We start from the raw sequence: 23,202 nt of genomic DNA on the forward strand, positions 1-23,202 counted from the left end.
GAATTCCGTTCCTGTTGACAGAATGAGGCAAAGACTGCATGAATTTTTACCGGGCGGGTCTGAATTCAGGCTACGTTGCTGGCAGGCACCGGAGGAGGTGTCGTGATTGGAGGAATCCCATGCTGAACAGACGCAGATTTTTAATGAGCACCGCCGCTGCCGGCGCCGCCGGTTTCGCGGCGTTGCATCTCTCGCCCGCCTTCGCGCAGGATGCGCCGCAGATCCAGATCTTCGTGCCGGCGGCGCCCGGCGGCGGCTGGGACCAGACGGCGCGCACGATGGACCAGGTGCTGCGCAGTGAGAAGCTGATCTCCGGTTCGCAGATTACCAATGTCGGCGGCGCCGGCGGCACGGTCGGCCTGCCGCAGTTCATCAGCCAGTGGAACGGCAAGGGCAATTCGCTGATGGTTGCCGGCATGGTCATGGTCGGCGCCATCATCGCCAACAAATCGGCCAATAATCTCACCGAAGTCACGCCGATCGCCCGCCTCACCGGGGAGTTCGAGGCGCTTGTGGTGCCGGCGGCCTCGCCGTTCAAGACCGCTGCCGATTTCGTGGCCGCCCTCAAGGCTGACCCGACCAAGGTTCCAGTGGCTGGCGGTTCGGCCGGCGGCTCGGACCACATATTGTTCGGCCTCATCGCCAAGACGGCCGGTGTTCCGGCAGCCAACCTCTCCTACGTGCCGTTCGCCGGTGGCGGCGAGGCCCTGTCGGCGCTTCTCGGCAACCAGGTCGCGGCCGGCATCTCCGGCTATGGCGAGTTCTCCGAACAGGTCAAGGCAGGCGCGCTTCGGCTGCTTGCCATTTCCGCGGACAAGCGCCAGGAAGGCATCGACGCACCGACGCTGAAGGAAGTGGGCATCGATGTCGAACTGTTCAACTGGCGCGGCGTCTTCGCACCGCCCGGCGTTTCCGACGCCGACAAGGCGGCGATGATCACGCTGGTCGAGACCATGGCCAAAAGCGATGCCTGGGCCACCGAATGCAAGAACCGCAACTGGACGCAAATCCTGCTCACCGGCGACGACTACGCAAAATTCCTGGCTGAAGACACGACCCGGATCGAGGCCATCCTCAAGGATCTCGGCCTTGCCTGATGTCTTCGGAAAGGGGCGGCCTGCGCCGCCCTTTTCCGATGTTCGCCAGCCGCATGGACATACGATCCAGAGCGAGTGAAACTGCGGTGAGGTCGGCTTTGGGAGACCGGCTGGCTATCCAGGGAGGACGATCATGAGCACCAGCGAGCAGCAGGCGGCGCGGCCGCGCCTTGCCGTGCCCGAATTGCTGATCGGTATCGGGCTTCTCGCCTGCGCTGGCGCGGTAGCCTGGCAGACGCTGGCGATTCCGGTGTCGCCGCTCTACTCCAAGGTCGGCCCGACCGTCTTTCCCTACATTACCATGATCGGCATGATAATCCTTTCCCTCCTGCTGATCGTCGCCGCCTTGCGGGGCGGCTGGCAACCGGAGGAAGAAAAGGAAACGCCGACCGACTGGAAGGCAATGGCCATCGTCGCCGTCGGACTGGTGGCGAATCTTGTGCTGATCCAGCCGCTTGGCTTCACTGCGGCCTCGGTGATCATGTTCGTTCTCATCTGCCACGGGTTCGGCAGCAAACATCCGCTGCGTGACGTGCTGCTCGGCCTGATACTGGCGCTTGCCGCCTATTTCGGCTTCGCAAGGGCGCTCGGCGTCAACATCGGCGCCGGCTTCATCGAGAACCAGCTGAACACGGTCCTCGATTCGATTATCCGTATGTTGAGGGCCTGAAGCCATGGAAACGCTTGGCCATCTCGCGCACGGATTTTCGGTCGCCTTCACGCCGGTCAATCTCATGTGGTGCCTGCTCGGCACGACGCTGGGGACCGCGATCGGTGTGCTGCCCGGCCTCGGGCCGGCGCTGACCATCGCCCTGCTTTTGCCGATCACCTATCAGGTGGCGCCGGAAGCCTCCTTCATCCTGTTTGCCGGCATCTACTACGGCGCCATGTATGGCGGTTCGACGACATCGATCCTGCTCAACACGCCGGGCGAAAGCGCTACCATCGTCACGGCGCTGGAAGGCAACAGGATGGCCCGTTCCGGCCGCGGCGGCGCTGCACTTGCCACCTCGGCGATCGGCTCCTTCGTCGCCGGCACGCTCGGAACGCTGGGGGTCGCGTTCCTGGCGCCGGTGGTGGTCAAATTCGCGCTGTCTTTCGGTCCGGCCGAATATTTTTCTCTGATGGTGCTGGCCTTCATCACGGTTTCGGCGGTGCTCGGCTCGTCGTCGGTGCGCGGCCTGACCAGCCTGTTCGTCGGCTTCGTCATCGGCATGATCGGCGTCGACCTGCAGACCGGCCAGCCGCGCTTTACCTTCGGCATGAGCCAATTGCTCGACGGCGTCGACGTGATCGTCGTCGCCGTTGGCCTCTTTGCGGTCGGTGAGACGTTCTACATGGCGTCGCGCCGTTACGCCGGCAAGGACGAGATCGTGCCCTTGAGGGGATCGCTCTACATGACGGCGGCCGAATGGGCACGCTCATGGAAGGCTTGGCTGCGCGGCGCCCTGCTCGGCTTCCCAATCGGCGCCCTGCCGGCTGGCGGCGCCGAGATCCCGACCTTCCTGTCCTATGCGATCGAGAAGAAGCTCTCCAAACACAAGGAGGAGTTCGGCACGGTCGGCGCCATCGAAGGCGTAGCCGGTCCGGAAGCCGCCAACAACGCATCGGCCGCCGGCGTGCTGGTGCCGATGCTGACGCTCGGCCTGCCGACCTCGGCGACGGCCGCGATCATGCTGTCTGCCTTCCAGAGCTATGGCATCAATCCCGGGCCGATGCTGTTCATGACGCAGGCCAATCTGGTCTGGGGGCTGATCGCCAGCCTGTTCATCGCCAATATCATCCTCGTCATCCTCAACCTGCCGCTGATCGGGTTGTGGGTGCGGCTGCTGAAAATCCCGGCGCCGCAGCTCTATGCCGGTATCCTGGTGTTCGCCACGGTCGGCACCTACGGCATTTCGCAGTCGCCGACCGACCTCGTCATCCTCTATCTGCTCGGCGGGGCCGGTTTCCTGATGCGGCGCTTCGATTTCCCGACGGCGCCGGTCATCATCGGCATGATCCTCTGGCCGCTCGCCGAAACCCAGTTCCGCCGGGCGATGACCATCTCGAACGGCGACTGGTCGGTGTTCTACAGGCACCCGCTGTCGCTGACGCTGCTGACGCTGGCGTTCATCGGACTGATTGGACCGCATATCTGGGCTTACGTCGAGCACAGGCGCAGGCGCGGGCCCGAGCATGTGCCGGGCGATGCCTGAGCTGTTTGTGATATCATGACCGATCTGCTGTCCGGCATCCGCGTTCTCGACCTCACCAATGTTCTGGCTGGCCCCTATTGCGCCTATCAGCTGGCGCTGCTCGGGGCCGATTTGATCAAGGTCGAGGCGCCGCAAGGCGGCGATCTCGCGCGCCAGCTCGGCGGCTCGCCGGAACTCAATAGCACCGGCATGGGCGCTTCGTTCCTGGCGCAGAACGCCGGCAAACGATCGGTGGTGCTCGATCTCAAAAAAGAGGCCGATCGCGAACGCTTCCTCGATCTGGTCGCTTCCGCCGACGCGCTGGTCGAGAACTTCCGCCCCGGCGTGATGGACCGGCTGGGGCTCGGCTACGCCAGGCTGAAAGAGATCCGCCCCAGCCTTGTCTATTGCGCGATTTCGGGCTTCGGCCAGACGGGGCCGATGCGCGACAATCCTGCCTACGACCAGATCATCCAGGGACTGTCCGGCATCATGAGCATCACCGGCACGCCGGAGACCGCGCCGCTGCGTGTCGGCTATCCGGTCGCCGACACGCTGGGCGGACTGGTCGGGGCGTTCGCCATTACTGCTGCACTTGTGAGGCAGAAGACAAGCGGCGAGGGCGCCTTCCTCGACGTTTCGATGCTCGAATGCACGCTCTCCGCGCTGGGCTGGCCGGTCTCCAACTATCTGACGGCCGATGTCGATCCGCAGCCTATGGGCAACGAAAACATGACGGCGGCACCTTCCGGCACGTTTCGCACCGGCAACGGCTTGCTTAATATCGCCGCCAACAAGCAGGAGCAGTTCGTCACGCTCTGCCGGCTGGTCGGGCTGCCGGAACTGGCGTCGGACCCGCGCTTTGCCGAGCGCGAGACGCGCAAACAGAACCGCATCGCCTTGAAGGAATTGATCGAGGAAGCGCTGGCGAGCGGCTCGGCCGCGGCCTGGGAGAAGACGCTCAATCGCGCAGGCGTGCCGGCGGGCAGGGTGCTGACGATCCCGCAGGTGCTGGCCGAGCAGCAAGTGATCGGGCGCGACATGACCACTCGTTTCAATGGCGTTTCGAAGATGGACCGGCCGCTGACCGTCGTGCGCGGCGGGTTCATGGTCGATGGCGCGGCACCCTTGCCGACGAGGCCACCGCCAACATTGGGAGAGCATATGGATGAGGTATTTGCCAGTCTGCCGCCCCGAGCAAACAAGAGGGCGCGGGCATGAGCGGCGCCGAGAAGAAGACCGGCCGCGAACGCGGTGAAGAATGGTGGCAGACCGGCATCGTCGAAATGCGCCCCGGCGTGATCCGGCTGCGTGGCTACGAGATCCAGGATCTGATCGGCCGCGTCAGCTTTCCAGCGATGATCTGGCTGATGCTGCGCGGCGAACTGCCTGGTGAGGAACAGGCGGCGCTGCTCGGCATTGCGCTCGGTGCCGCCGTCGACCATGGGCCGCAGGCACCGTCGATCGCCATTGCCCGCATGGCGGCCACCTGCGGCGTCGGCATCAACAGCGCCATGGCCTCGGCCATCAACGTGCTTGGCGATGTGCATGGCGGCGCCGGCGAGCAGGCGCTTACCTTCTACGGCGACATCGCCGCGGTTTTGGATACAGGGGCGACGCTTGCCGATGCCGTCTCGGTGCGGCTCGATCGTTTCTTCGCCGAGGAAGAAGCTTATGTGCCAGGGCTCGGCCATCGTTTCCATCCGGTCGATCCGCGAGCGCCGCGTCTCATCGAACTGACCCGCGATTTTGCCGCGCGCGGCGTCGTCAGCGGACGCTTCGCCGACATCGCCGAAGCTGTCGAGGCCGAGGTCGCGCGGCGCAAGGGCAAGAAAATCCCGCTCAACATCGACGGCGCCACCGCCGTCATCTATGGCGAGCTCGGCTTCCCGCCGCCGCTGACGCGAGGCCTCTTCGTGCTGTCGCGCTCGGTTGGCATATTGGCGCATGCGTGGGAACAGTCGCATGCGACCGACCGCAACAAAGGGCCGCTGCCGCGCGAGTGGCTTTGGGCCTATACCGGCACGCCGGTGCGGCCCTTTCCCGCGGGGCATGGCGGCCCCAAATGAGGCTTTGGTTCGACGCGGTCAAGCGGGCGCCGGCTGGGGAACCTTCAAGTTCTTCAGCAGCGTCGACAAGTCCGGCTCGTCGATAAGCATCGCTGCGTCTTCCGGCGCCAGCCATGCCCGCTGCCGCCTTTTGGCCTCCTGCCAGTTGGCCAGTTCCTCGGTCACCGCCAGCAGATAGACAGTGACGTCGACGCGGACGAACCGGTTCGTCAGCCGCTTCCAGTAGGAATAGGTGCCGGCTGGCTGCTTCAGCGTCTTGCCGAGGACGCCGGCTTCCTCCTGCGCTTCGATGGTGGCTGCCCTGCGCCCGCTCTTGCCTTTCATCGGCCAACCCTTGGGCACGATAAAGCGCCTTGTCGATATCGAGGTGACCAGCATCACCTCGACTTCGCCACGCTCGCTCAGCCGAAAGGGAATCGCCGCGACCTGACGGACCCGCTCGCCCCTCCTCGCCTTGCGTACGACCTTCTTCTTGGTGGCTGCCATTCCCGATGATCCAATCAGGGCGGTGCCCAAGCACAAAGGCACGTTGCGGAAATCAAAACCGCCTTTGATGCTACTTCAAGCGCGGCGGTGTTCAAGCACATAAGTCGGCTAAATAAATGAATGTCGCCGGCTCATCAACGGCAGGTGCTGACGAAGCCGTTGCCCGACCGCTGCAGCTGGCAAGTAGGCTTCATCTGCGGCACATCGGGCCGTTGCTGCGGCGAGATCTCGCGATCCTGGGCACGAAACTGCTGCTGCTGCTGCTGAAATTGCTGCCGCCGCAGCCTGTTTTGCAGCATCTGCAATTCGTTTTGCTGGATCACGGTATTGCGATTGGCAGGGTTGAGGACCTGCGCCGAAGCGCCCGGACTTGCCCCCGGTAACGTCGCCGTTGCCAGCATTGCCGACATGAAGATCGTCAATAGGCGAAGTCGCGACATCCATCATTCCTGCAAACGGAACCTCTAAACATATATAGGGCAGTTGCCTGGTGACGCCATGGTCTCCGCTGCGTATCTGCTGCGTGCCGGACAGCCGGTCAGCTGTTCCACCTCATTGGCCGGCTTCAGCGGCGCCATAACCCGAGCCGCTGAAACTCTCGGCCGATCGAGCCCGGCTGCATCGGATTTCACCCAAAACGTTGGCCGCCTGGTCCGATGCTCCGGCACTCAGTCGATTTCCCGAAGGCGGTATCCAACGCCGGTTTCCGTCGTGATATAGCGCGGCTGGTCGGGAGTTTTCTCGATCTTTTGCCTGAGCTGCCGCACATAAACCCTAAGATACTGCACGTCGGTCGAATCGCCCCAGACCTGTTTCAGCAGAAACTGGTGGGTGAGAACCTTGCCTGCGTGCTGCACCAGGATGCGCAGGATATCATATTCCTTTGGCGAGAGCTTTACTTCCCCGCCCTCGACCTTGACGATGCGTTTCACCAGATCGACCGAAAGATCGCCGGTATGGAACACCGGCTTCTCGCCCTGCTGCTGGAACTTGTGGCGGAGCGCCACGCGGATGCGTGCGACAAGCTCGTTCATGCCGAACGGCTTGGTGACATAGTCGTCGGCGCCGAGCTCGAATGCCGAAACGATGCCGGCCTCATCGATGCGGCTGGAAAGGATGACCACGGGAATGTCCAGGCCGTCGTCGCGCAATTTGCGCAGCAATTCGTGACCGCTCATGCCGGGCAGGCCGAGATCGAGCAGGATCAGGTCCGGCTTTTCCGTCTCCATGAGGTCGATCGCCGCCTTGGCGTTCGGCGCCTCGCTGATCGCATAGCCTTGGCTGCCGAGACCGACACGAAGCAGCTTGCGGATCGGTGGTTCATCATCGACAAGCAATATTCTGACGTTCGAATTCGTCATGCCAAGTCACCAGCATTTTGCTCGTCCGCATTGGGTTCGCTCACATTGGGATCGAGCACGACGGGCAATTCGGTCGGCACCGGCATTCTGATGGTGAAAACCGCACCCGAGCGGTCGGTCCTGCTGGCCGCCGAAATTGTCCCGCCCATCGCCTCAATGAAGCCGCGGCAGATCGACAGCCCAAGCCCGGTGCCGGCACGGATCTGGTCGCCCTTGCGCACCCGGTAGAACGTGTCGAAAACGCGTTCCAGATCGGCCGGCGGAATGCCCGGACCCTCGTCCATGACCTGCAAGAGGACAAAGCCATTGTCGAGCCAGCCCTGCAAGCGGATCGTCGAACCAGGTGGTGCATACTTTGCGGCGTTGTCGAGGAGATTGAACAGCACCTGCTCAAACAGAACGGGGTCAAGCCTCAGCATTGGCAGGTCAGCGGGAATGTCTATGTCGGTCCTGTGTTCGCCGATGATTTTCCTGGCCCGGTGCAGCGCGGAACCGACAATGTCGCCGACATAGTGGAACGCATAGTTCGGCTCCATCGCTCCGGATTCGATCTTGGTCATGTCTAGCAGGTTGGCGATGAAGCGGTTCAGCCTTTCCGATTCGTCGAGCACGGTCGAAAGCAGGTCTGCACGGTCCGTTTCGGGAAGTGCTGGCGCGAATTCCCTTAGTGTACCGGCCGCGCCCATGATGGCGGCAAGCGGCGTCTTGAGGTCATGGGAGATCGAGGTCAGCAGCGCCGAGCGCAGACGGTCCGCCTCGGCCGCCAGCTTGGCCCGGTCGACGTCGGTGACAAGCTGAATGCGTTCGATGGCGACCGCCGCCTGGTCGGCGAGCGCGTCGAGCAGGCGCTGCTGTTCGGGTGTCAGCAGCGGCCCCTGTTTGTCATTGTCGAGGCCGACGACGCCGACGGCGGTGCGCCCGGTTCGCAATGGCAGATACAGGCGCCTCGCTCCGGGCAGCGTGTCGGCGCCACGGCCCGCGGGGCGATCATGCTCCCAGGCCCAGCGGGCGGCCGCGATGTCGGCTTCGGCCAGCGTGTCGTCGGGCGGATAGCCGGCCTTGACCGTGATCGTGCCATTTTCGGGCAGAAGCAGCACCACGCGCAGCTTCAGCATCGAGGCGATCTGGAAGGCGGTCGCCCAAAGAACGTCATCGAGCGTGCCGGCGCCGGCGAGCTTCTTTGCGAAGAGATAGATATCCTCCGTGGCTCGTGCCCGTGAGCGGGCGGCGACCGCTTGGCGCTGCACGCGCGCGGTCAGATTGCTGGCAATGATGGCAACGACGAGGAAGGCGGCCAGCGCAACGATGCTCTCCGGATCCTGGATCGTCAGCGTGTAGCGCGGTTCCAGGAAGAAATAGTTGAAGGCAAGGGCGCTGACGAGGCAGGCATACAAAGCCGGCCAGAGACCGCCGGTTACAGCCGACGTCAGGACCCCGATGAGAAAGATGATCGCCAGATTGCGAACGTCGAGAAACTGGTCGAGAAGGACGGCGAAGGCGAGCGAGCCAGCAGCATAGGCTGTGGCCTTGAGATAAGGCCAGATCTCGAACTGCCACGGCTCCTCCGCCGCCTTGACGGTCCTCGACGTCGCCTCGGCGTTGCGTTCGGTTCCCGAAATGACATGCACGCTGATGTCGCCGGCATTGCGGATGAGATCATAAGTGAGCGAGCCTTCGATCAACTCCCGCCAGCGCGATCGGGTTGGCCTACCGATCACGATATGGGTGAAGTTGTTCGCGGTCGCATGGCGAACGATGTCCTGCGCGACGTTCTGACCCGGAATGGTCGTCACCTCGGCGCCGAGCTGCTCGGCAAGGCGCAGCAGCGTCGCCAGCCGATCCTTGTCCTCCTCGGATATGGCGGCCGAGCGAGGGGTATCGACGTGAAGCGCCGTCCAAGAGGCGCGGAGCCGGTCGGCCAGTCTGCGCGCATAGCGGATGCGAGCCGCCCCGCCCGGACGCGCGTCGACGCAGACGAGAACCCTCTCTCCCGCCGCCCACGGTCCGGGGATGGCGTGGGCCTGCATGTGGTTGAGCAACTGCTCGTCGACACGCTGGGCGGTGCGGCGGAGCGCCAGTTCCCTGAGCGCCGTCAGGTTGCCGGGCGAGAAATAGTTCTCGACCGCGCGCTGGGCGGTGCTGGGGATGTAGACCTTGCCTTCCTCGAGCCGCCTGATCAGGTCGTCGGTGGTGAGGTCGATGATCTCGACATCGTCGGCCTGGTCAATGATGGAGTCTGGAACCGTCTCGCGCACCCTGACGCGTGTGATCTGGGCCACGACATCGTTCAGGCTTTCGACATGCTGGATATTGAGCGTCGTGTAGACGTCGATGCCTTGCGTCAGGATTTCCTGAACGTCGAGATAGCGTTTGGGGTGGCGGCTGCCGGGGGCGTTGGTGTGGGCGAGTTCGTCGACGAGAACCAGTTCGGGGTGCCGGGCGAGGATGGCATCGAGATCCATCTCCTCCAGAAAGCGCCCCTTGTAGTCGACCCGGCGACGGGGGATCACCTCATAGCCGTCGACCAGCACCTGGGTTTCCTTGCGGCCATGCGTCTCGACAACGCCGATCACCACGTCGATCCCGTCGGCCAGCCTGGCGCGGCCCGACATCAGCATCTCGTAGGTCTTGCCGACACCAGGCGCCGCACCCAGGAATATCCGCAGACGGCCGCGCTCCTCCCGCTCCGCATGATCAAGCAGGGCGTCCGGTGAGGGTCTGGTCTCGGCGGTTCGATTGTCCTCGGGCATCTGGTCTCAGATCATGAACGGCGCCGGCTTCGGTGTCGATCCCGGCGCTACCATTCATTGTCTCGTGGCGTCGTCCAAAGCAAGGTTGAGGGCAAGTACGTTGACGACGGGTTCACCGATGAAGCCGAGTTCCCGGTCCTCGATGTGGCTGTCGACAAGCGCCTTGATCCTTGCCTCGTCGACACCCCTCGCCTTGGCCACCCTGGCGACCTGGAAGTAGGCGGCTTCAGGGCTGATATGCGGATCGAGGCCGCTGCCCGATGCCGTAACCAGATCCATGGGCACAGGCTGGTTCGGATTTTCGGCCTGCAGTTTGTCGGCGTCGCCCTTGATGCGGTCGATCAGCTTGGGGTTGGTCGGCCCGAGATTGGAACCGCTAGAAGCGGCGGCGTTGTAGCCGTCGCCGGCAGCCGACGGGCGGCCATGGAAATAGGTGTCGCCTGCGAAAGCCTGGCCGATTAGCTCGGAACCGACGACCTTGCCGTCCTTCTCGATCAGGCTGCCATCGGCCTGGCTGGGAAACAGCGCTTGGGCGATGCCGGTCATGCCCAGGGGATAGATCAGGCCGGTCAGCACCGTGAAGAAGACGATCATGACGATCGCGGGTCTGATTTGATTGAGCATGGACATGGTTCCCTATGCGAGACCGATTGCGGTGATGGCCATATCGATCGCCTTGATGCCGACGAAGGGCACGATGATGCCGCCGAGGCCGTAGATGAGAAGGTTGCGGCTGAGCAGCGCACCGGCGCCGATGGCGCGGTATTTGACGCCCCTGAGCGACAGCGGGATCAGCGCGATGATGATCAGAGCGTTGAAGATGATCGCCGACAGGATGGCGCTCTGGGGTGTTGCCAGATGCATGATGTTGAGCGCCTGCAGCGGGCCCGATGTCTGCCCCGGCGCGACGTAGAAGACGGCGAAAATGGCCGGGATGATGGCGAAGTACTTGGCCACGTCGTTGGCTATGGAGAAGGTCGTCAGCGAGCCGCGCGTCATCAGCAGCGCCTTGCCGATCTCGACGATCTCGATCAGCTTGGTCGGGTCAGAGTCGAGGTCGACCATGTTGCCGGCTTCGCGCGCGGCAACGGTACCGGTGTTCATGGCGACGCCGACATCGGCCTGGGCAAGGGCGGGGGCATCGTTGGTGCCGTCGCCGCACATGGCGACCAGCTTGCCCTTGGCCTGTTCGTTGCGGATCAGCTTCAGCTTGTCCTCGGGCGTCGCCTGGGCGAGGAAGTCGTCGACGCCGGCTTCAGCGGCGATCGCCGCCGCCGTCATCGGGTTGTCGCCGGTGATCATCACCGTGCGAATGCCCATCTTGCGCAGTTCGGCGAAGCGTTCCCGGATGCCGCCCTTGACGATGTCCTTGAGGTGGACGACGCCGAGCAGGCGCCCGTCGCGCTCGACCGCCAGCGGTGTGCCACCGGCCTTGGCGACCTCGTCGGCGATGGCCTGGAGATTCCGGACCGTTTCGCTGCTCGCCCGCGTGGCATGCGTGGCGACGGTCGACTGATTGACATGGGCGAGCACCGAGTCGACGGCGCCTTTGCGCACCGACGAGCCGTCTATGTCGACGCCGCTCATGCGGGTCTGCGCGGTAAAAGGCACGAAGGTGGCGTGCAGCGTTGCCATGTCGCGGGCGCGGATAGCGTATTTCTCCTTGGCCAGCACGACGATCGAGCGACCTTCCGGCGTCTCGTCGGCGAGCGAGGCGAGTTGCGCCGCATCGGCCAGTTCCTGCTCGGTAATGCCCTTGACCGGCCGGAACTCCGTCGCCTGGCGGTTGCCGAGCGTGATTGTGCCGGTCTTGTCGAGCAGCAGCGTGTCGACGTCGCCCGCGGCTTCCACGGCGCGGCCCGACATGGCCAGAACGTTGAAGCGAACCAGGCGATCCATGCCGGCGATGCCGATAGCCGAAAGCAGTGCGCCGATCGTGGTCGGGATCAAGGTGACGAACAGGGCGACCAGCACTGTCACCGAGATGTAGCCGCCGGAATAGGCGGCAAAGCTCGGGATCGTTGCGGTGGCCAGCACGAAGATCAGCGTCATGCCGACGAGCAGGATGTTGAGCGCGATCTCGTTCGGCGTCTTCTTACGTTCCGCGCCTTCGACCAGCGAGATCATGCGGTCGAGGAAAGTATGGCCCGACGCCGCGGTGATGCGCACGCGGATCCAGTCGGACAGCACCTGCGTGCCGCCGGTCACGGCCGAACGATCGCCGCCGGATTCGCGGATGACCGGAGCGGATTCGCCGGTTATCGCCGCCTCGTTGACCGAGGCGACGCCTTCGATCACCTCGCCGTCCGACGGAATGATGTCGCCGGCCTCGACCAGTACCGCGTCACCGACTTTTAGGCTGGTGCCGGGCACCAGCTTGAATTTGGTGCGGTCGTCGCTCGTCAGAAGTTTGGCCTGCGTCTCGGTGCGCGCCTTGCGCAACGAGTCGGCCTGCGCCTTGCCGCGGCCCTCGGCGACCGCTTCGGCGAAATTGGCGAACAGCACGGTGAACCATAGCCAGATGATGATCTGCAGCGAGAAGCCGAGATCGCCGCCGCCGGTGACAAGATCCTTGACGAACAGGACTGACGTGAGCGCCGAGACAACGGCAACAACGAACATCACCGGATTTCTGCTCAAGGTGCGCGGGTTCAATTTCCTGAAAGCGCCACCGATGGCGGGCCAAAGTATGCGGGCATCCATGATAACAGCGGATTTGGACTGGCTCATTTGGTGGCTCCAGTATCAATGTTGTTGGACGGCGCCGATCGATCGGATGCCGAAAGCAGATGCGGCGGCCGGTAGGCCAGCAGCCAGATCACGATCATGACTGCCGCGATGCCCAGGAAGGTGGATAGGGTCGGGAAGGGAGGGCGTGCCGCCGTCCCCTCATTGTCGGCTCGGGGCCGATCCTTGCGACGCATGATGTTGAACCAGCTCATGACCGCTCAGAAGGTCTGCCCGCTGATCGTCGCCAGATGCTCGACGATCGGTCCGACGGCCAGAGCCGGGAAGGAGGTGAGACCGCCGACGATCAGGATGACACCGACCAGCAGCCCGACGAACAGCGGTCCGTCGGTCGGGAAGGTGCCGGCGGAGGCGGGGACCGTCTTCTTGGCGACCAGCGAACCGGCGATCGCCAGAGCCGGGATGATGACCAGGAAGCGGCCCATCAGCATGCCGATGCCGAGCGTGATGTTGTACCAGGGCGTGTTGCCCGTCAGACCGCCAAAGGCCGAGCCGTTGTTGGCGGCAGCCGAAGTGTAGGCATAGAGAACTTCGGAGAAGCCGTGCGGGCCGGCATTGGCCATGGAAGCGACCCCGGTCGGCAGCACCACCGCGATGGCGGTGAAGATCAGCATCGCCAGCGGCAGGCAGAGAATGGCCAGCATTGCCATCTTGACCTCCTTGGCCTCGATCTTCTTGCCGAGATATTCGGGCGTGCGTCCGACCATCAGTCCGGCGACGAAGACGGCGATCACGATGAACATCAAGATGCCGTAGAGACCGGCGCCGACACCGCCGACAATGACCTCTCCGAGTTGCATGTTGATGATCGGGATCATGCCGCCAAGCGCGGTGAAGCTGTCATGCATGGCGTTGACGGCGCCGCAGGACGCGGCCGTGGTGATGACCGCAAACAACGCCGACAGGACAATGCCGAAACGAGTCTCCTTGCCCTCCATGTTGCTGCCGTCGATGCCCAGCGCGTGGACCAGCGGATTGCCAGCGGCTTCCGCCCAATAGCAGACCGCGACGCCGGCGATGAACAGCACGCCCATCGCGGCCAGGATCGCCCAGCCCTGGCGCTGATTGCCGACCATGCGACCGAAGACGTTGGTGAGCGCCGCGCCGAGCGCGAAGATCGACACCATCTGGATCAGGTTCGAGATCGCGTCGGGGTTTTCAAAAGGATGCGAGGAATTTGCGTTGAAGAAGCCGCCGCCATTGGTGCCGAGCATCTTGATCGCAAGTTGCGACGCTACAGGACCGACGGCGATGGTCTGTTGCGCGCCTTCCAGCGTTGTCGCGCTGACATAGGCGCCGAGCGTCTGCGGGACGCCAAGAGCGACATAGGCGAGGGTCAGCACGATGCAGAGCGGCAGGAGGATGTAGAGGGTGCAGCGGGTCAAATCGACCCAGAAATTGCCGATCGATTTCACCGAGGCGCGGGCGAAGCCGCGGATCAGCGCGACGGCAATCGCGATGCCGACCGCCGCCGACATGAAGTTCTGCACGGTGAGGCCGGCCATCTGCACGAGATAGGACATCGTGCTTTCGCCGCCGTAATTCTGCCAGTTGGTGTTGGTCGGGAAGCTGACGGCGGTGTTGAAGGCGAGGTTGGGCTCAACCGCGGTCATGCCAGCCGGATTCAGGGGCAGGACCCCCTGCAGCCGCTGCAGGAAATAGAGCACCAGGAAACTGGCCAGGCTGAAGAACATGATGCCCGCCGCGTAGCTGGTCCAGTGCTGCTCTTCGCGCTCGCTGGTTCCCGAGATGCGATAAAGGCCTCGCTCGATCGGGCCAAGAACCGGCGAGAGAAATGTGCGATCGCCGTTGAAAACGCGATACATATAGAAGCCGAGCGGCTTCACGAGCAAAACGACGATCCCGCAGTAGACGAGAATCTGTAGCCATCCGTTGAGAGTCATTGATGTAGCTTTCCGTGCCTGGCGCCAGTTGCTGTCAGAAGCGTTCTGGGCGAACGAGGGCGTAAGTCAGGTAGGCGAGAAGGAAAAAGGTCACACCGCCACCGAGGATATAGTCGACAAGCATGTTGCGATCCTTCCGTTAAAGACTGTCGCAAGCTTTGATGTAGGCGAAGGACATGGCGAAGAACAAAACCACTATCCCGATAACGATGATATCCAACGCGGATGTTCCTTATTTTCGTTTAGCTTCGCTTTGCATTGCGCACCTGCAGTCGGCAGGTCGAAATCGCTGGGAACACCTCGCCACGACGATAATCGAGGCAGGGACTTGCATGCTCCAGGTACAATATGGATCAAAATACCATAAAGGTTCGAGACGGGGCCGAAATGAAAGAAATAAAATTCTTATAAAGATTTCTTGCGAATCTATTCACGCCTGAGCGGCGGCAGCACTTGTCGAGAGTACATTGCTGTCGTTCTCGGCTAGCACCAACATCGCTTCGCGGATGGTGGTCGCGGTGCGGACGTGACGGACGTCAGCGGCAAGCGAACGCCGGCGTGCGGCGGCTGGGCGCGTTCGACAGCGATGCGGGGAAGCGGTTAAGACTGGCGCTCCGCCAGATCGGCGGCTCAACCTTCGGCCTTGAAGTTCTTTGCTTCCTTCTCGACCTTGGCGCTGTCCTTGCCGTGCTTGCGCATCAGTTCCTTCGCCTGATTGGGCGAAACGTCGGTGGTCTCGGCCAGGCGCAGGGCTTTCTCGTCCCCGCGTTTCTTCCGATCGGCCATTGCGGCTTTCTCGTCAGGCATCACAACGCCTTTATGCTCTCGGCGATCTCATTCAGCACCTTGCGGTCGGTGCCGTGGCGCTTGATGAGCGTGCGAGCTTGCTCCGGAGTGATGCCAGCCTCCTCGGCGAAATGCCTCACCTCATAGTCTTCGTCGCCGGCCACCCTTGAACGATCGCGGTTGTCGGTCCTGGTCTTGTCGTCGGCCATGGCAGTTCTCCTCGTTTCACCAGGACATAACGAGAAAGCTTTTGCGAGGTTCCTTAGTGCCGGCCTTCGCGCACAAACAGATTGGCTTCCTTGGCGGCGGCTGTGAATGCCCGCCGTGCGCTGCCAACTGCCCGCCGCTGCTCCATCGCATCCATCATGGCCTTCAAGGCCGCTCGGTATTTCGGCCCGCGCATTTCGTCTGGCCACTTGTCCACCAGAAGCGAGGCCGCCTGGACCGTTCTCGTCACATAAAAGGAGCGTCCGATCCGTCCGCTCTCGATTGTCACGGGAACGTCGAATTGTTCATCACGCATTGACGCCACTCCTTGACTCCAACGAAAGAAACGACGCAGCCGGGTATTCGTTCCGATGACGAACGGCATCACCCATTTGGCGTCATCCCGATCGCAAAATCATGGTTGCAGAGTCGCTCATCGTCGCAGGTTTCGTTCAGATCGTGAGCAAGCTCGTTGCGGGCAGGGCGACATGCATTAACGGGACCGGTGGTCGAACACGACCCCCATGGTCCTACCAATTGCGGTCATGACGATAAGCTCGACCAGATGATCGTCGCTGTCCCCACAAGCCGGCGATGCCCGGCGAATCGCATCTATCGCGGCTCTGGTCGATATGGTGTCGCCGGCGCGGAATTTTGAAAGCACAGATGAAACAAGTTCTTGGGCTGTCAAGTCAACGACAGGCGGTTGGGATGCTGCGTTCATTGGCTTCTCCCGCCAAGAACTTTCTCTCGTGAGGATGATACGCCGAACGGCGGTTTCCACCAGCGAAATAGTGGTCCGACCAGAGGCCGGACCGGCCAAGGTTCCTCTGCGGGGGTCAGCGCGACGCTGCCTTCGATCTCTCCTGCCTTCCAGCGGCCGGCTTGAGCCTTATACGCACCGCTCCGCCGTCGGGATGATCGATCTCAAAGGCATTGGTCTTCCGCACGAGGTCGCTCAGCTTGCGAAAGCCAAAGGTTCTGGGATCGAAGTCCGATGCCAGATTGGCGAGCTGGTTGCCCACAATGCCGAGCGTCACCCAGCCGTCCTCGGTTTCCATCTGTGAAATGACTTTGGTGATGATCGGCGTCGCGGCGCTCGGCGGCTGCAGTGATTTCGTCGGCGCCGTATCATGAGCGTTGGCCGGTGCAGTCGGAAGCAGGTTCTCGGTGTATACGAACCGGCGGCATGCCTGCCGGAAACTCTCCGGTGTCTTCTGCTCACCAAATCCGTACACGTCGATCCCGTGTTCCCTGATGCGAGCGGCGAGGCGGGTGAAATCGCTGTCGGAAGACACCAGGCAGAAGCCCTCGAACCGCCCGCTGTGGAGGAGGTCCATCGCGTCGATGACGAGCGTGATGTCGGATGCGTTCTTGCCGGTGGTGTAGGCGAATTGCTGCTGCGGGATGATCGCGTGCTTCGAGAGCACATCGGCCCATGCCTTCGAACGGATGCTGGAGAAGTCGCCGTAGATGCGACGAACGCTTGCCTCGCCGATCTTTGCGATCTCCTCGAACAACCCGTCGGCAATCTTGGCGGAAGCGTTGTCTGCGTCGATCAGCACTGCAAGCCGTGGAGAACGTGGTTCGGTCGGCAAGGCAGCCCCCTATTCTTGTTCCATAGTGAGATCCAGCGGCGACATTCGAAACCTTTATCAGGATTCCCGAGGCAGGGCTTCGGCTAACGACGGTTCGAGACCCGAATCCTTCTCTGTGACCAGTATTGTAACTATCTCCGGGAAATGCTCGCCGCTGGCCGAACGCCGGGTCGTGCCACGCGGCCGCCATCGGCAAAGAAGGCGGCTGCAGAGTCATCGAACCGCTCGGGTGGCGAGTAATCGGACCGGCGAGGTTGTCACCGTTTGCCAGCGTGATCGGCTCGTTTCCTGCAAGCATACGAGATGCTGAGCATCGCCGGCCACTACTTCTCCCGATATAAGATCATGCCTCCGTGGTGCAGCACGCCGCCAATGAACGTTCCATCAGCGGTAAAGGCGGTGTCATCCCAGTAGTCGATGTGATTTCCTCGGATCTCATAGCGCCCTTGGTATGCGCTCTCACGGTTGCCGCGCGCTTCGTCATAGCGACCGTTTGGAAGCAAGTTGTGGCGGATATAGCCATCGGCCGTGACCCACATCCCCACATAGGGGTGGCCTTCTGGAAGTTGGGTAACCGTGTTCCGATCGACGTTCATCTGGGCGATACCTTCCTGCATGGGTAAGACGCCAGTGCCGGCAAGAAGCACGGCAGCGGCAAGCATCGAAATCCGTTTCATGGGAAAGCTCCTCGGGGTTTACCAGTCGCGGCGCGATGCTCGGCGAACAGCTCAAAGAGCGCTTGCGATGCAGTGATCGCGCGAGGAAAGCCGGCCGGAACCGTCACCATGTAGATGACTTCCTTCAGTTGGAAGCTCGCAGAGCATGAAGGCGGCGGCAATTGTTTTGTGCGAGATCTGAAGACGAAAACCCATTGTTACCCCTACTTGCCGGCTATCGGCCGGATGACGATCTCGTTCACGTCGACGTCGTCCGGCTGCTCGAGGGCAAAGCGTACGGCACGGCCGATCGCGTCGGGCTGCAGCGCAACGGCGCGATAGGTCTTCATCGCTTCCGCCGCCACCGGGTCGGTGATCGTGTCGGCGAGTTCGCTCTCGACCACGCCGGGATGGATGCCCGTGACGCGGATGTTATCGTGCTCCTGTCGCAAGCCGTCGGAGATCGCGCGGACGGCGTATTTGGTTGCGCAATAGACCGCGGCCGTCGGCGACACCGAAAGCGCGCCGATGGAGGCGATGTTGATGACATGGCCGGAACCTCGGGCCGTCATTTCCGGCAGCACCGCGGCGATGCCGTAGAGTACGCCCTTGATGTTGACGTCGACCATCCGATCCCACTCATCGACCTTCATCGAGGCCATCAGAGACAACGGCATGACGCCGGCATTGTTGACGATCACGTCGACGCGTCCCCAGGCCTGGCGCGCCGCCTCGGCAAACGCGGCGACATCGGCGCGGTCGGTCACATCAAGGTGCCGTGTCATTGCCTCCCCGCCCTTCGCCCTGATCTCCTCAGCGAGTTTGTCCAGCCGATCGGTGCGGCGCGCACCGAGCATGACCTTTGCTCCGGCAGCGGCGAGTTCCCGGCCGATGGCGGCGCCAATGCCGCTCGAAGCCCCGGTGATGAGCACAATTTTGTTGAGGGACATGTTTCGTCTCCGTCTTGATTGATTTTGCGAACCGCGATGCAGCGGTTGCCACGAAGATGGATCTGTTTCACTGTTGCGATAAGACGACCATTTCTTCCCATCGTGGAAAGCACAGCTAACCAATGGAGTCGGATTTCAACGCGCTCGCGGTGTTTGCTCTCGTGGCTGAGGAGCGGAGCTTTCGCGCGGCTGCGGACCGCATGGGTGTCACCCGCTCGGCGGTGAGCCAGACGATGAAGCGGCTGGAAGAGACGCTTGGTATTGCGCTGGTCCAGCGCACGACGCGAAGCGTCAGCCTGACTGAGGCTGGCGAACGCCTCTACGCCGAGATAGCGCCCGCTATTGCCGACATGCGCGCGGCAATCGAGACCACCGGGAATCTGCGCGGGCGTCCGCGCGGGCAGTTGCGGCTCGCCGTCTCGTCGATCGCCGAGCGCTTCCTTTCAGGGCGTTTCCTGGCGACCTTTGCCGAGGCCAATTCGGAGGTTCAGATCGACATCACGGTGACGGATGAGGAATTCGATATCGTCGCGGAGGGATACGACGCCGGCGTCCGGCTCGGCGAAGTAATCGAGCAGGACATGATCGCGGTGTCGGTCGCCGGTGACGAGCGGCAGCTCGCCGTCTGCGCGCCGGCCTATCGCGATCGGTTCGGGGCGCCTTCGCATCCGAGGGAACTCGCGGGCCGTCGCTGTATTGGCTGGCGCCGCGCACCGAAGGTCGCGCCCTATCGTTGGGAATTCGCCGAGAGCGGCAAGGAGTTCACCGTCGACGTCGCGCCGGAGATCACGACCAACGACATGGCGCTGATGATAAACCTGGCCATCGCTGGCGCTGGCATCACCTTCGGCATGGAGGAGAGCTTTCGCCCGTGGATCGATCGGGGCGATCTGGTGCCAGTTCTCGAGGATTATTGCCCGCGCTTCGCCGGCTTCTTTCTCTATTATCCGAGCCGTCGCAACGTAGCGCCGAAGCTGCGCGCTCTTGTCGATCACCTACGGCGTTTCGGTTAGCGTTTTGCGCGCGGGCGATCACACCTTTGCAGTCTTTTTCGAGCTGCGGGAGCGAACCGAACTTGCTTTCCGCTCCCCGGCGTTCTGTCTCACGCTGGACGCGACATGCTGCACATCGCAAGCGACCTCCTTTCGCTGTGCGCCGGCATCTCGATGTTGCAATTACATTAGCGTGAGTGCATGTTTTGATCAGCCGGCGCAAGCCGGTTAGGCCCGGTGGCCGGCCGGTCACCCCCATAGGCTGCCGGGCCGCCGGCGACGGCTTGGGAGGACATGACATGCCTAAAATATCGGAACTCTTTTTCAAGACAGCGATCGTCTTTCTTATCTTGGGAATCGCAGCCGGCCTGCAAATGGCAATTTCAGGCAGTCACGGCGCTTACCCCGCTCACGCACACATCAATCTTCTGGGTTGGGTCACAAGTGCAATATTCGGTGGGTACTACGCGCTGAATCCGGCAAAGGCCGCCCGCCGGATCGCCATGGTCCATTACGGCGTCTACAATGTTGGCCTGGTCGTGATGTTGCCGGCTCTCTACCTGATGCTGCATGGAAATCCGGCCCTTGAGCCGATCGTCGCCACCGGCTCGATGATTGTCGCTGTCAGCGTGCTCATCTTTGCCTTCGTGGTTTTCTCCGCTGAAACGGCGCGGTCAGTCTCGGGAATACCTGCGGTTCCACGCTGAACGGCGTCCGGGACATTCTGAGTTCATCAAAAGCCCGCGCCTCTGGCGGAGGACGCGGGCCGATCGGGTTGCAGCCCGATCTGCAGTAGGAACCCGGAGGCACCTGCTGCTCGGAGATAACAATTAGCATCCACTAATGTTCCGCTCGACGAAGATGCCGGCGCCCTGGAACCTCGGCATGGCGCAGGGCATGGTGACGTGGTGGTATCGTCGCCTCGGGTGAGCTAACAAGGCTCCGATCAGCGAAGCAACAAAAAGGGCGGTTTGGCCGTTGTGATCAGCCGAATTAGCGGCGAGGCATTCGAAGACATGACTACGCCGCAAATCCTATCGTTTGCCGTGACCCTCATTATGATGACAGCGTTCGTATGGGGTCGGTACAGATATGATCTGGTCGCAGCTGCGGCACTGTTGCTTGCACTCGCAGTCGGCATTGTGCCTTTTGACGAGGCCTTTAGCGGGTTCAGCGACGATATCGTGATCATTGTCGGCAGTGCTCTGCTGGTGAGCGCAGGCATAGCACGTTCGGGCATCATGGAAGTCGCCATCAGGCGCTTTGCGCCGAACCTGTCGGGAGTTCGGTCGCAGCTTGCCTTGCTGGTAATCGTGGTCACGATCCTGTCTGCCTTTGTAAAGAATATCGGTGCGCTTGCCATCATGATCCCGATCGCCTTCCAGTTCGCGCGCCGGTCGGGCGTTTCCCCCTCGATATTCCTGATGCCTATGGCGTTCGGATCACTGCTCGGCGGACTCATGACGCAGGTGGGGACATCTCCCAATATCGTTGTGTCGCGCGTGCGGGAGGAACTGACCGGTACCGCGTTCACAATGTTCGACTTCACACCTGTTGGAGCTGCCCTGGCCGCCGCCGGAACGATCTTCCTGATGTTTTTCTATTGGCTCTTACCGGTGCGCGAAAAAGTCGGCGGGTCGCTGAATGAAGCCATCGACATCAAGAATTACCTGACAGAGGCTCGAATTGTCAGCGATTCCACGGTGCTCGGGAAAACCGTCGCAGACCTCATGAAGCTTTCCGGCGGCGATGCTATCGTGACATCGATCCTGCGCAACCGGACTATGCGGATGACGCCACTGCCCGATGCCGTCCTCAAGGTGAACGACATTCTGCTGCTCGAAGGCGACCCAGAGGCGCTGCATCGCCTTGTCTCCCAGGGTAAGCTCAGCGTAACGGGCGATAGGGTCGGCGGTGACGACACCACCAGCGAGATGGTCGCTATCGAAGCCGTGATCGGCGAAAGCTCCTCTTTGATCGGCTGGACAGCCCAGCGCTTTGCCCTTTACGACCGCTTCAACGTCAACCTTCTGGCTGTCAGCCGTCGCGGCGAGCGCCTCGACCGCAGGCTGGCCAAAATCGAGCTAAGGCTCGGCGACGTCGTCGTGCTGCAGGGCAATGCTGCGACGATACCCGAGATACTGCGTGAACTCGGCTGCCTGCCGCTGGCGGAAAGGGCCATCCTGCTTGGCAGCGTCCGCAAGGGAATCGTGCCGGTAACAATCTTGGCTCTCGCAATGGTGGCGACTGCGTTTGGGCTGCTCCCGGTCTCCGTCGCTTTCTTTGCGGCCGCGGTCGGGATGGTGCTTTTCAAGGTCATCCCGCTGCGGGAGGTCTACCAATCGCTGGACGGTCCAATCCTGATCATGCTCGCCGTTCTTATTCCAGTCAGCGATTCGTTGCGCAGTACAGGGGCGACGGGAGTAATTGCCGGCGAGCTTGCCAAACTGGGGACCATTCTTCCGGCGCCCGGCGCACTGATGCTCATTCTTGTCGCCGCCATGGCCGTTACGCCATTCCTCAACAATGCCGCCACCGTTCTTGTCATGGCGCCCATCGCCGCCGAATTCGCCAGCGATCTGGGCTACAGGCCGGAAGCATTTCTGATGGCAGTCGCCATCGGCGCCGGCTGCGACTTTCTCACTCCGATCGGACACCAGTGCAACACGCTCGTCATGGGGCCGGGCGGCTACCGCTTCAGCGATTATCCGCGTCTGGGACTGCCGCTATCATTCCTCATCGTCATTGTTGCCGTGCCGATGCTGATGGTTGTATGGCCAATGAACTAACGCGCGTCGCGTCTGAAGGGGTTCACGTGACGCGCTTAGCGCGTGAGCGATGAATTCGTTCAATGGTACAAATCGACTGAGTGAATGAGCAATCACTTTTGCTCCCTTTGGGACGAGCGGTGACGAGGATGGCCCTCACAACCCGAAATCCTCGCGGAAGCGATCGATCTGATGCATCCGTTCATGCAGGATCTTCACGATCCCGATGTCACCGCTCGACAGCCTCCGCCAGTAGACAAAGTGCCGTTCATGGAGTCGCGGTGGGTCTAGCGATCGCCCCGGTGACCGCTGAGCCGGACGTCATGTGACCTACTGCGATAGCGGCCGAAAGATCTCATTCGAGTAGGCCACTTGTGTCGCTCTCTGTGTGGGGGAATGTCCACAACGGCTGGTACGCTCGAACATCCAGTGACCGGCATCAAAGATCGGGAACGCACGTCCGGCCAGGGCTACATGCCCGCCAATCACCATGGCCTCAACGGCAATAATGACAGCCGCCAACGTCGCGACATGTTCGGGCGCGACGATGTTCTCGTGAGGTGGCGAAGTGGTAGCAGCCTTGCCGCCTCCAGCAGCGATCGAAGCCGCGTCAAGCTGGCTGGCCATCAATACCGGATATGCCAATGATACGT

The 23,202-nt window shown here is 62.2% G+C and carries 25 protein-coding genes and 1 pseudogene; 8 read left to right on the top strand and 18 right to left on the bottom strand.

The window, feature by feature from the left end:
- Positions 1 to 119: 119 nt before the first annotated feature.
- The 5 genes from AC0NID_RS10855 to AC0NID_RS10875 all read left to right on the top strand — a co-directional run bounded on the left by AC0NID_RS10855 (position 120) and on the right by AC0NID_RS10875 (position 5,343).
- The gene (locus AC0NID_RS10855) at positions 120 to 1,097 is read left to right on the top strand and encodes a Bug family tripartite tricarboxylate transporter substrate binding protein (RefSeq protein WP_473455357.1); all 978 of its coding nucleotides are present in this window, start codon (positions 120 to 122) and stop codon (positions 1,095 to 1,097) included.
- A gap of 133 nt (positions 1,098 to 1,230) precedes the next feature.
- A complete protein-coding gene (locus AC0NID_RS10860; RefSeq protein ID WP_473455355.1) occupies positions 1,231 to 1,767 on the top strand; it encodes a tripartite tricarboxylate transporter TctB family protein in 537 nt (178 codons plus the stop codon).
- A 4-nt stretch (positions 1,768 to 1,771) separates the two neighbouring features.
- Positions 1,772 to 3,295 carry a tripartite tricarboxylate transporter permease gene (locus AC0NID_RS10865; protein WP_473455353.1) on the top strand — a complete coding sequence of 508 codons (1,524 nt, stop codon included), beginning with the start codon at positions 1,772 to 1,774 and terminating at the stop codon, positions 3,293 to 3,295.
- Positions 3,296 to 3,310: 15 nt separating this feature from the next.
- Positions 3,311 to 4,495 (top strand): CaiB/BaiF CoA transferase family protein, encoded by a 1,185-nt coding sequence (locus tag AC0NID_RS10870; RefSeq protein WP_473455352.1) that lies wholly within the window; start codon positions 3,311 to 3,313, stop codon positions 4,493 to 4,495.
- Positions 4,492 to 5,343 carry a citryl-CoA lyase gene (locus AC0NID_RS10875; RefSeq protein WP_473455351.1) on the top strand — a complete coding sequence of 284 codons (852 nt, stop codon included), beginning with the start codon at positions 4,492 to 4,494 and terminating at the stop codon, positions 5,341 to 5,343. The genes AC0NID_RS10870 and AC0NID_RS10875 overlap by 4 nt, the downstream gene beginning before the upstream one ends.
- A gap of 18 nt (positions 5,344 to 5,361) precedes the next feature.
- On the opposite strand, the gene AC0NID_RS10880 is transcribed toward AC0NID_RS10875, so the two are convergent.
- From AC0NID_RS10880 to AC0NID_RS10960, 17 genes and pseudogenes are all read right to left on the bottom strand, one after another.
- Positions 5,362 to 5,829 (bottom strand): NUDIX hydrolase, encoded by a 468-nt coding sequence (locus tag AC0NID_RS10880; RefSeq protein ID WP_473455350.1) that lies wholly within the window; start codon positions 5,827 to 5,829, stop codon positions 5,362 to 5,364.
- A 134-nt stretch (positions 5,830 to 5,963) separates the two neighbouring features.
- Positions 5,964 to 6,269: a hypothetical protein gene (locus AC0NID_RS10885; RefSeq protein ID WP_473455349.1), complete on the bottom strand. Its 306-nt coding sequence runs from the start codon at positions 6,267 to 6,269 to the stop codon at positions 5,964 to 5,966.
- 228 nt (positions 6,270 to 6,497) lie between these two features.
- Positions 6,498 to 7,190 (bottom strand): response regulator transcription factor, encoded by a 693-nt coding sequence (locus AC0NID_RS10890; protein ID WP_473455348.1) that lies wholly within the window; start codon positions 7,188 to 7,190, stop codon positions 6,498 to 6,500.
- Positions 7,187 to 9,940, bottom strand: coding sequence for a DUF4118 domain-containing protein (locus AC0NID_RS10895; RefSeq protein WP_473455347.1), 2,754 nt, complete (start codon positions 9,938 to 9,940; stop codon positions 7,187 to 7,189). The genes AC0NID_RS10890 and AC0NID_RS10895 overlap by 4 nt, the downstream gene beginning before the upstream one ends.
- 54 nt (positions 9,941 to 9,994) lie before the next feature.
- Positions 9,995 to 10,564, bottom strand: a complete 570-nt coding sequence (kdpC, locus tag AC0NID_RS10900; protein ID WP_473455346.1) for a potassium-transporting ATPase subunit KdpC — start codon at positions 10,562 to 10,564, stop codon at positions 9,995 to 9,997.
- A 12-nt stretch (positions 10,565 to 10,576) separates the two neighbouring features.
- Positions 10,577 to 12,670 (bottom strand): potassium-transporting ATPase subunit KdpB, encoded by a 2,094-nt coding sequence (gene kdpB / locus AC0NID_RS10905; RefSeq protein ID WP_473455345.1) that lies wholly within the window; start codon positions 12,668 to 12,670, stop codon positions 10,577 to 10,579.
- Positions 12,667 to 12,882, bottom strand: coding sequence for a hypothetical protein (locus AC0NID_RS10910; protein ID WP_473455344.1), 216 nt, complete (start codon positions 12,880 to 12,882; stop codon positions 12,667 to 12,669). The genes kdpB and AC0NID_RS10910 overlap by 4 nt, the downstream gene beginning before the upstream one ends.
- Positions 12,883 to 12,888: 6 nt before the next feature.
- Positions 12,889 to 14,592: a potassium-transporting ATPase subunit KdpA gene (gene kdpA, locus AC0NID_RS10915; protein WP_473455343.1), complete on the bottom strand. Its 1,704-nt coding sequence runs from the start codon at positions 14,590 to 14,592 to the stop codon at positions 12,889 to 12,891.
- A gap of 34 nt (positions 14,593 to 14,626) precedes the next feature.
- Positions 14,627 to 14,716 carry a K(+)-transporting ATPase subunit F gene (gene kdpF / locus AC0NID_RS10920; protein ID WP_473455342.1) on the bottom strand — a complete coding sequence of 30 codons (90 nt, stop codon included), beginning with the start codon at positions 14,714 to 14,716 and terminating at the stop codon, positions 14,627 to 14,629.
- A gap of 506 nt (positions 14,717 to 15,222) precedes the next feature.
- The gene (locus AC0NID_RS10925; protein WP_473455341.1) at positions 15,223 to 15,399 is read right to left on the bottom strand and encodes a hypothetical protein; all 177 of its coding nucleotides are present in this window, start codon (positions 15,397 to 15,399) and stop codon (positions 15,223 to 15,225) included.
- Positions 15,399 to 15,587: a DUF3606 domain-containing protein gene (locus AC0NID_RS10930; protein ID WP_473455340.1), complete on the bottom strand. Its 189-nt coding sequence runs from the start codon at positions 15,585 to 15,587 to the stop codon at positions 15,399 to 15,401. Before AC0NID_RS10930 ends, AC0NID_RS10925 begins: the two co-directional genes overlap by 1 nt.
- 53 nt (positions 15,588 to 15,640) lie before the next feature.
- Positions 15,641 to 15,970 carry a DUF982 domain-containing protein gene (locus AC0NID_RS10935; protein ID WP_473455339.1) on the bottom strand — a complete coding sequence of 110 codons (330 nt, stop codon included), beginning with the start codon at positions 15,968 to 15,970 and terminating at the stop codon, positions 15,641 to 15,643.
- A gap of 108 nt (positions 15,971 to 16,078) precedes the next feature.
- On the bottom strand, positions 16,079 to 16,309 hold the full coding sequence (locus AC0NID_RS10940) for a hypothetical protein (RefSeq protein WP_473455338.1): 231 nt from the start codon (positions 16,307 to 16,309) through the stop codon (positions 16,079 to 16,081).
- A 115-nt stretch (positions 16,310 to 16,424) separates the two neighbouring features.
- Entirely contained in the window at positions 16,425 to 17,183 is a 759-nt protein-coding gene (locus tag AC0NID_RS10945) for an NYN domain-containing protein (protein ID WP_473455337.1), read from the bottom strand.
- A gap of 323 nt (positions 17,184 to 17,506) precedes the next feature.
- On the bottom strand, positions 17,507 to 17,779 hold the full coding sequence (locus AC0NID_RS10950; RefSeq protein WP_473455518.1) for an Atu4866 domain-containing protein: 273 nt from the start codon (positions 17,777 to 17,779) through the stop codon (positions 17,507 to 17,509).
- A 77-nt stretch (positions 17,780 to 17,856) separates the two neighbouring features.
- Positions 17,857 to 17,991, bottom strand: a pseudogene (locus tag AC0NID_RS10955) (carboxymuconolactone decarboxylase family protein); the annotation flags it as partial.
- Positions 17,992 to 18,063: 72 nt separating this feature from the next.
- Positions 18,064 to 18,789, bottom strand: coding sequence for an SDR family oxidoreductase (locus AC0NID_RS10960; protein WP_473455336.1), 726 nt, complete (start codon positions 18,787 to 18,789; stop codon positions 18,064 to 18,066).
- A 122-nt stretch (positions 18,790 to 18,911) separates the two neighbouring features.
- On the opposite strand from AC0NID_RS10960, the gene AC0NID_RS10965 reads away from it, so the two are divergent.
- The 3 genes from AC0NID_RS10965 to AC0NID_RS10975 all read left to right on the top strand — a co-directional run bounded on the left by AC0NID_RS10965 (position 18,912) and on the right by AC0NID_RS10975 (position 22,570).
- On the top strand, positions 18,912 to 19,802 hold the full coding sequence (locus AC0NID_RS10965) for a LysR family transcriptional regulator (protein WP_473455335.1): 891 nt from the start codon (positions 18,912 to 18,914) through the stop codon (positions 19,800 to 19,802).
- A gap of 278 nt (positions 19,803 to 20,080) precedes the next feature.
- Complete coding sequence (locus tag AC0NID_RS10970; protein WP_473455517.1) at positions 20,081 to 20,488, top strand: hypothetical protein; 408 nt, start codon at positions 20,081 to 20,083, stop codon at positions 20,486 to 20,488.
- 309 nt (positions 20,489 to 20,797) lie between these two features.
- A complete protein-coding gene (locus AC0NID_RS10975) occupies positions 20,798 to 22,570 on the top strand; it encodes an SLC13 family permease (protein ID WP_473455516.1) in 1,773 nt (590 codons plus the stop codon).
- 309 nt (positions 22,571 to 22,879) lie between these two features.
- On the opposite strand, the gene AC0NID_RS10980 is transcribed toward AC0NID_RS10975, so the two are convergent.
- Complete coding sequence (locus AC0NID_RS10980) at positions 22,880 to 23,194, bottom strand: hypothetical protein (protein ID WP_473455334.1); 315 nt, start codon at positions 23,192 to 23,194, stop codon at positions 22,880 to 22,882.
- Positions 23,195 to 23,202: the final 8 nt, after the last annotated feature.

This window comes from Mesorhizobium sp. WSM4821 (genome assembly GCF_055901555.1).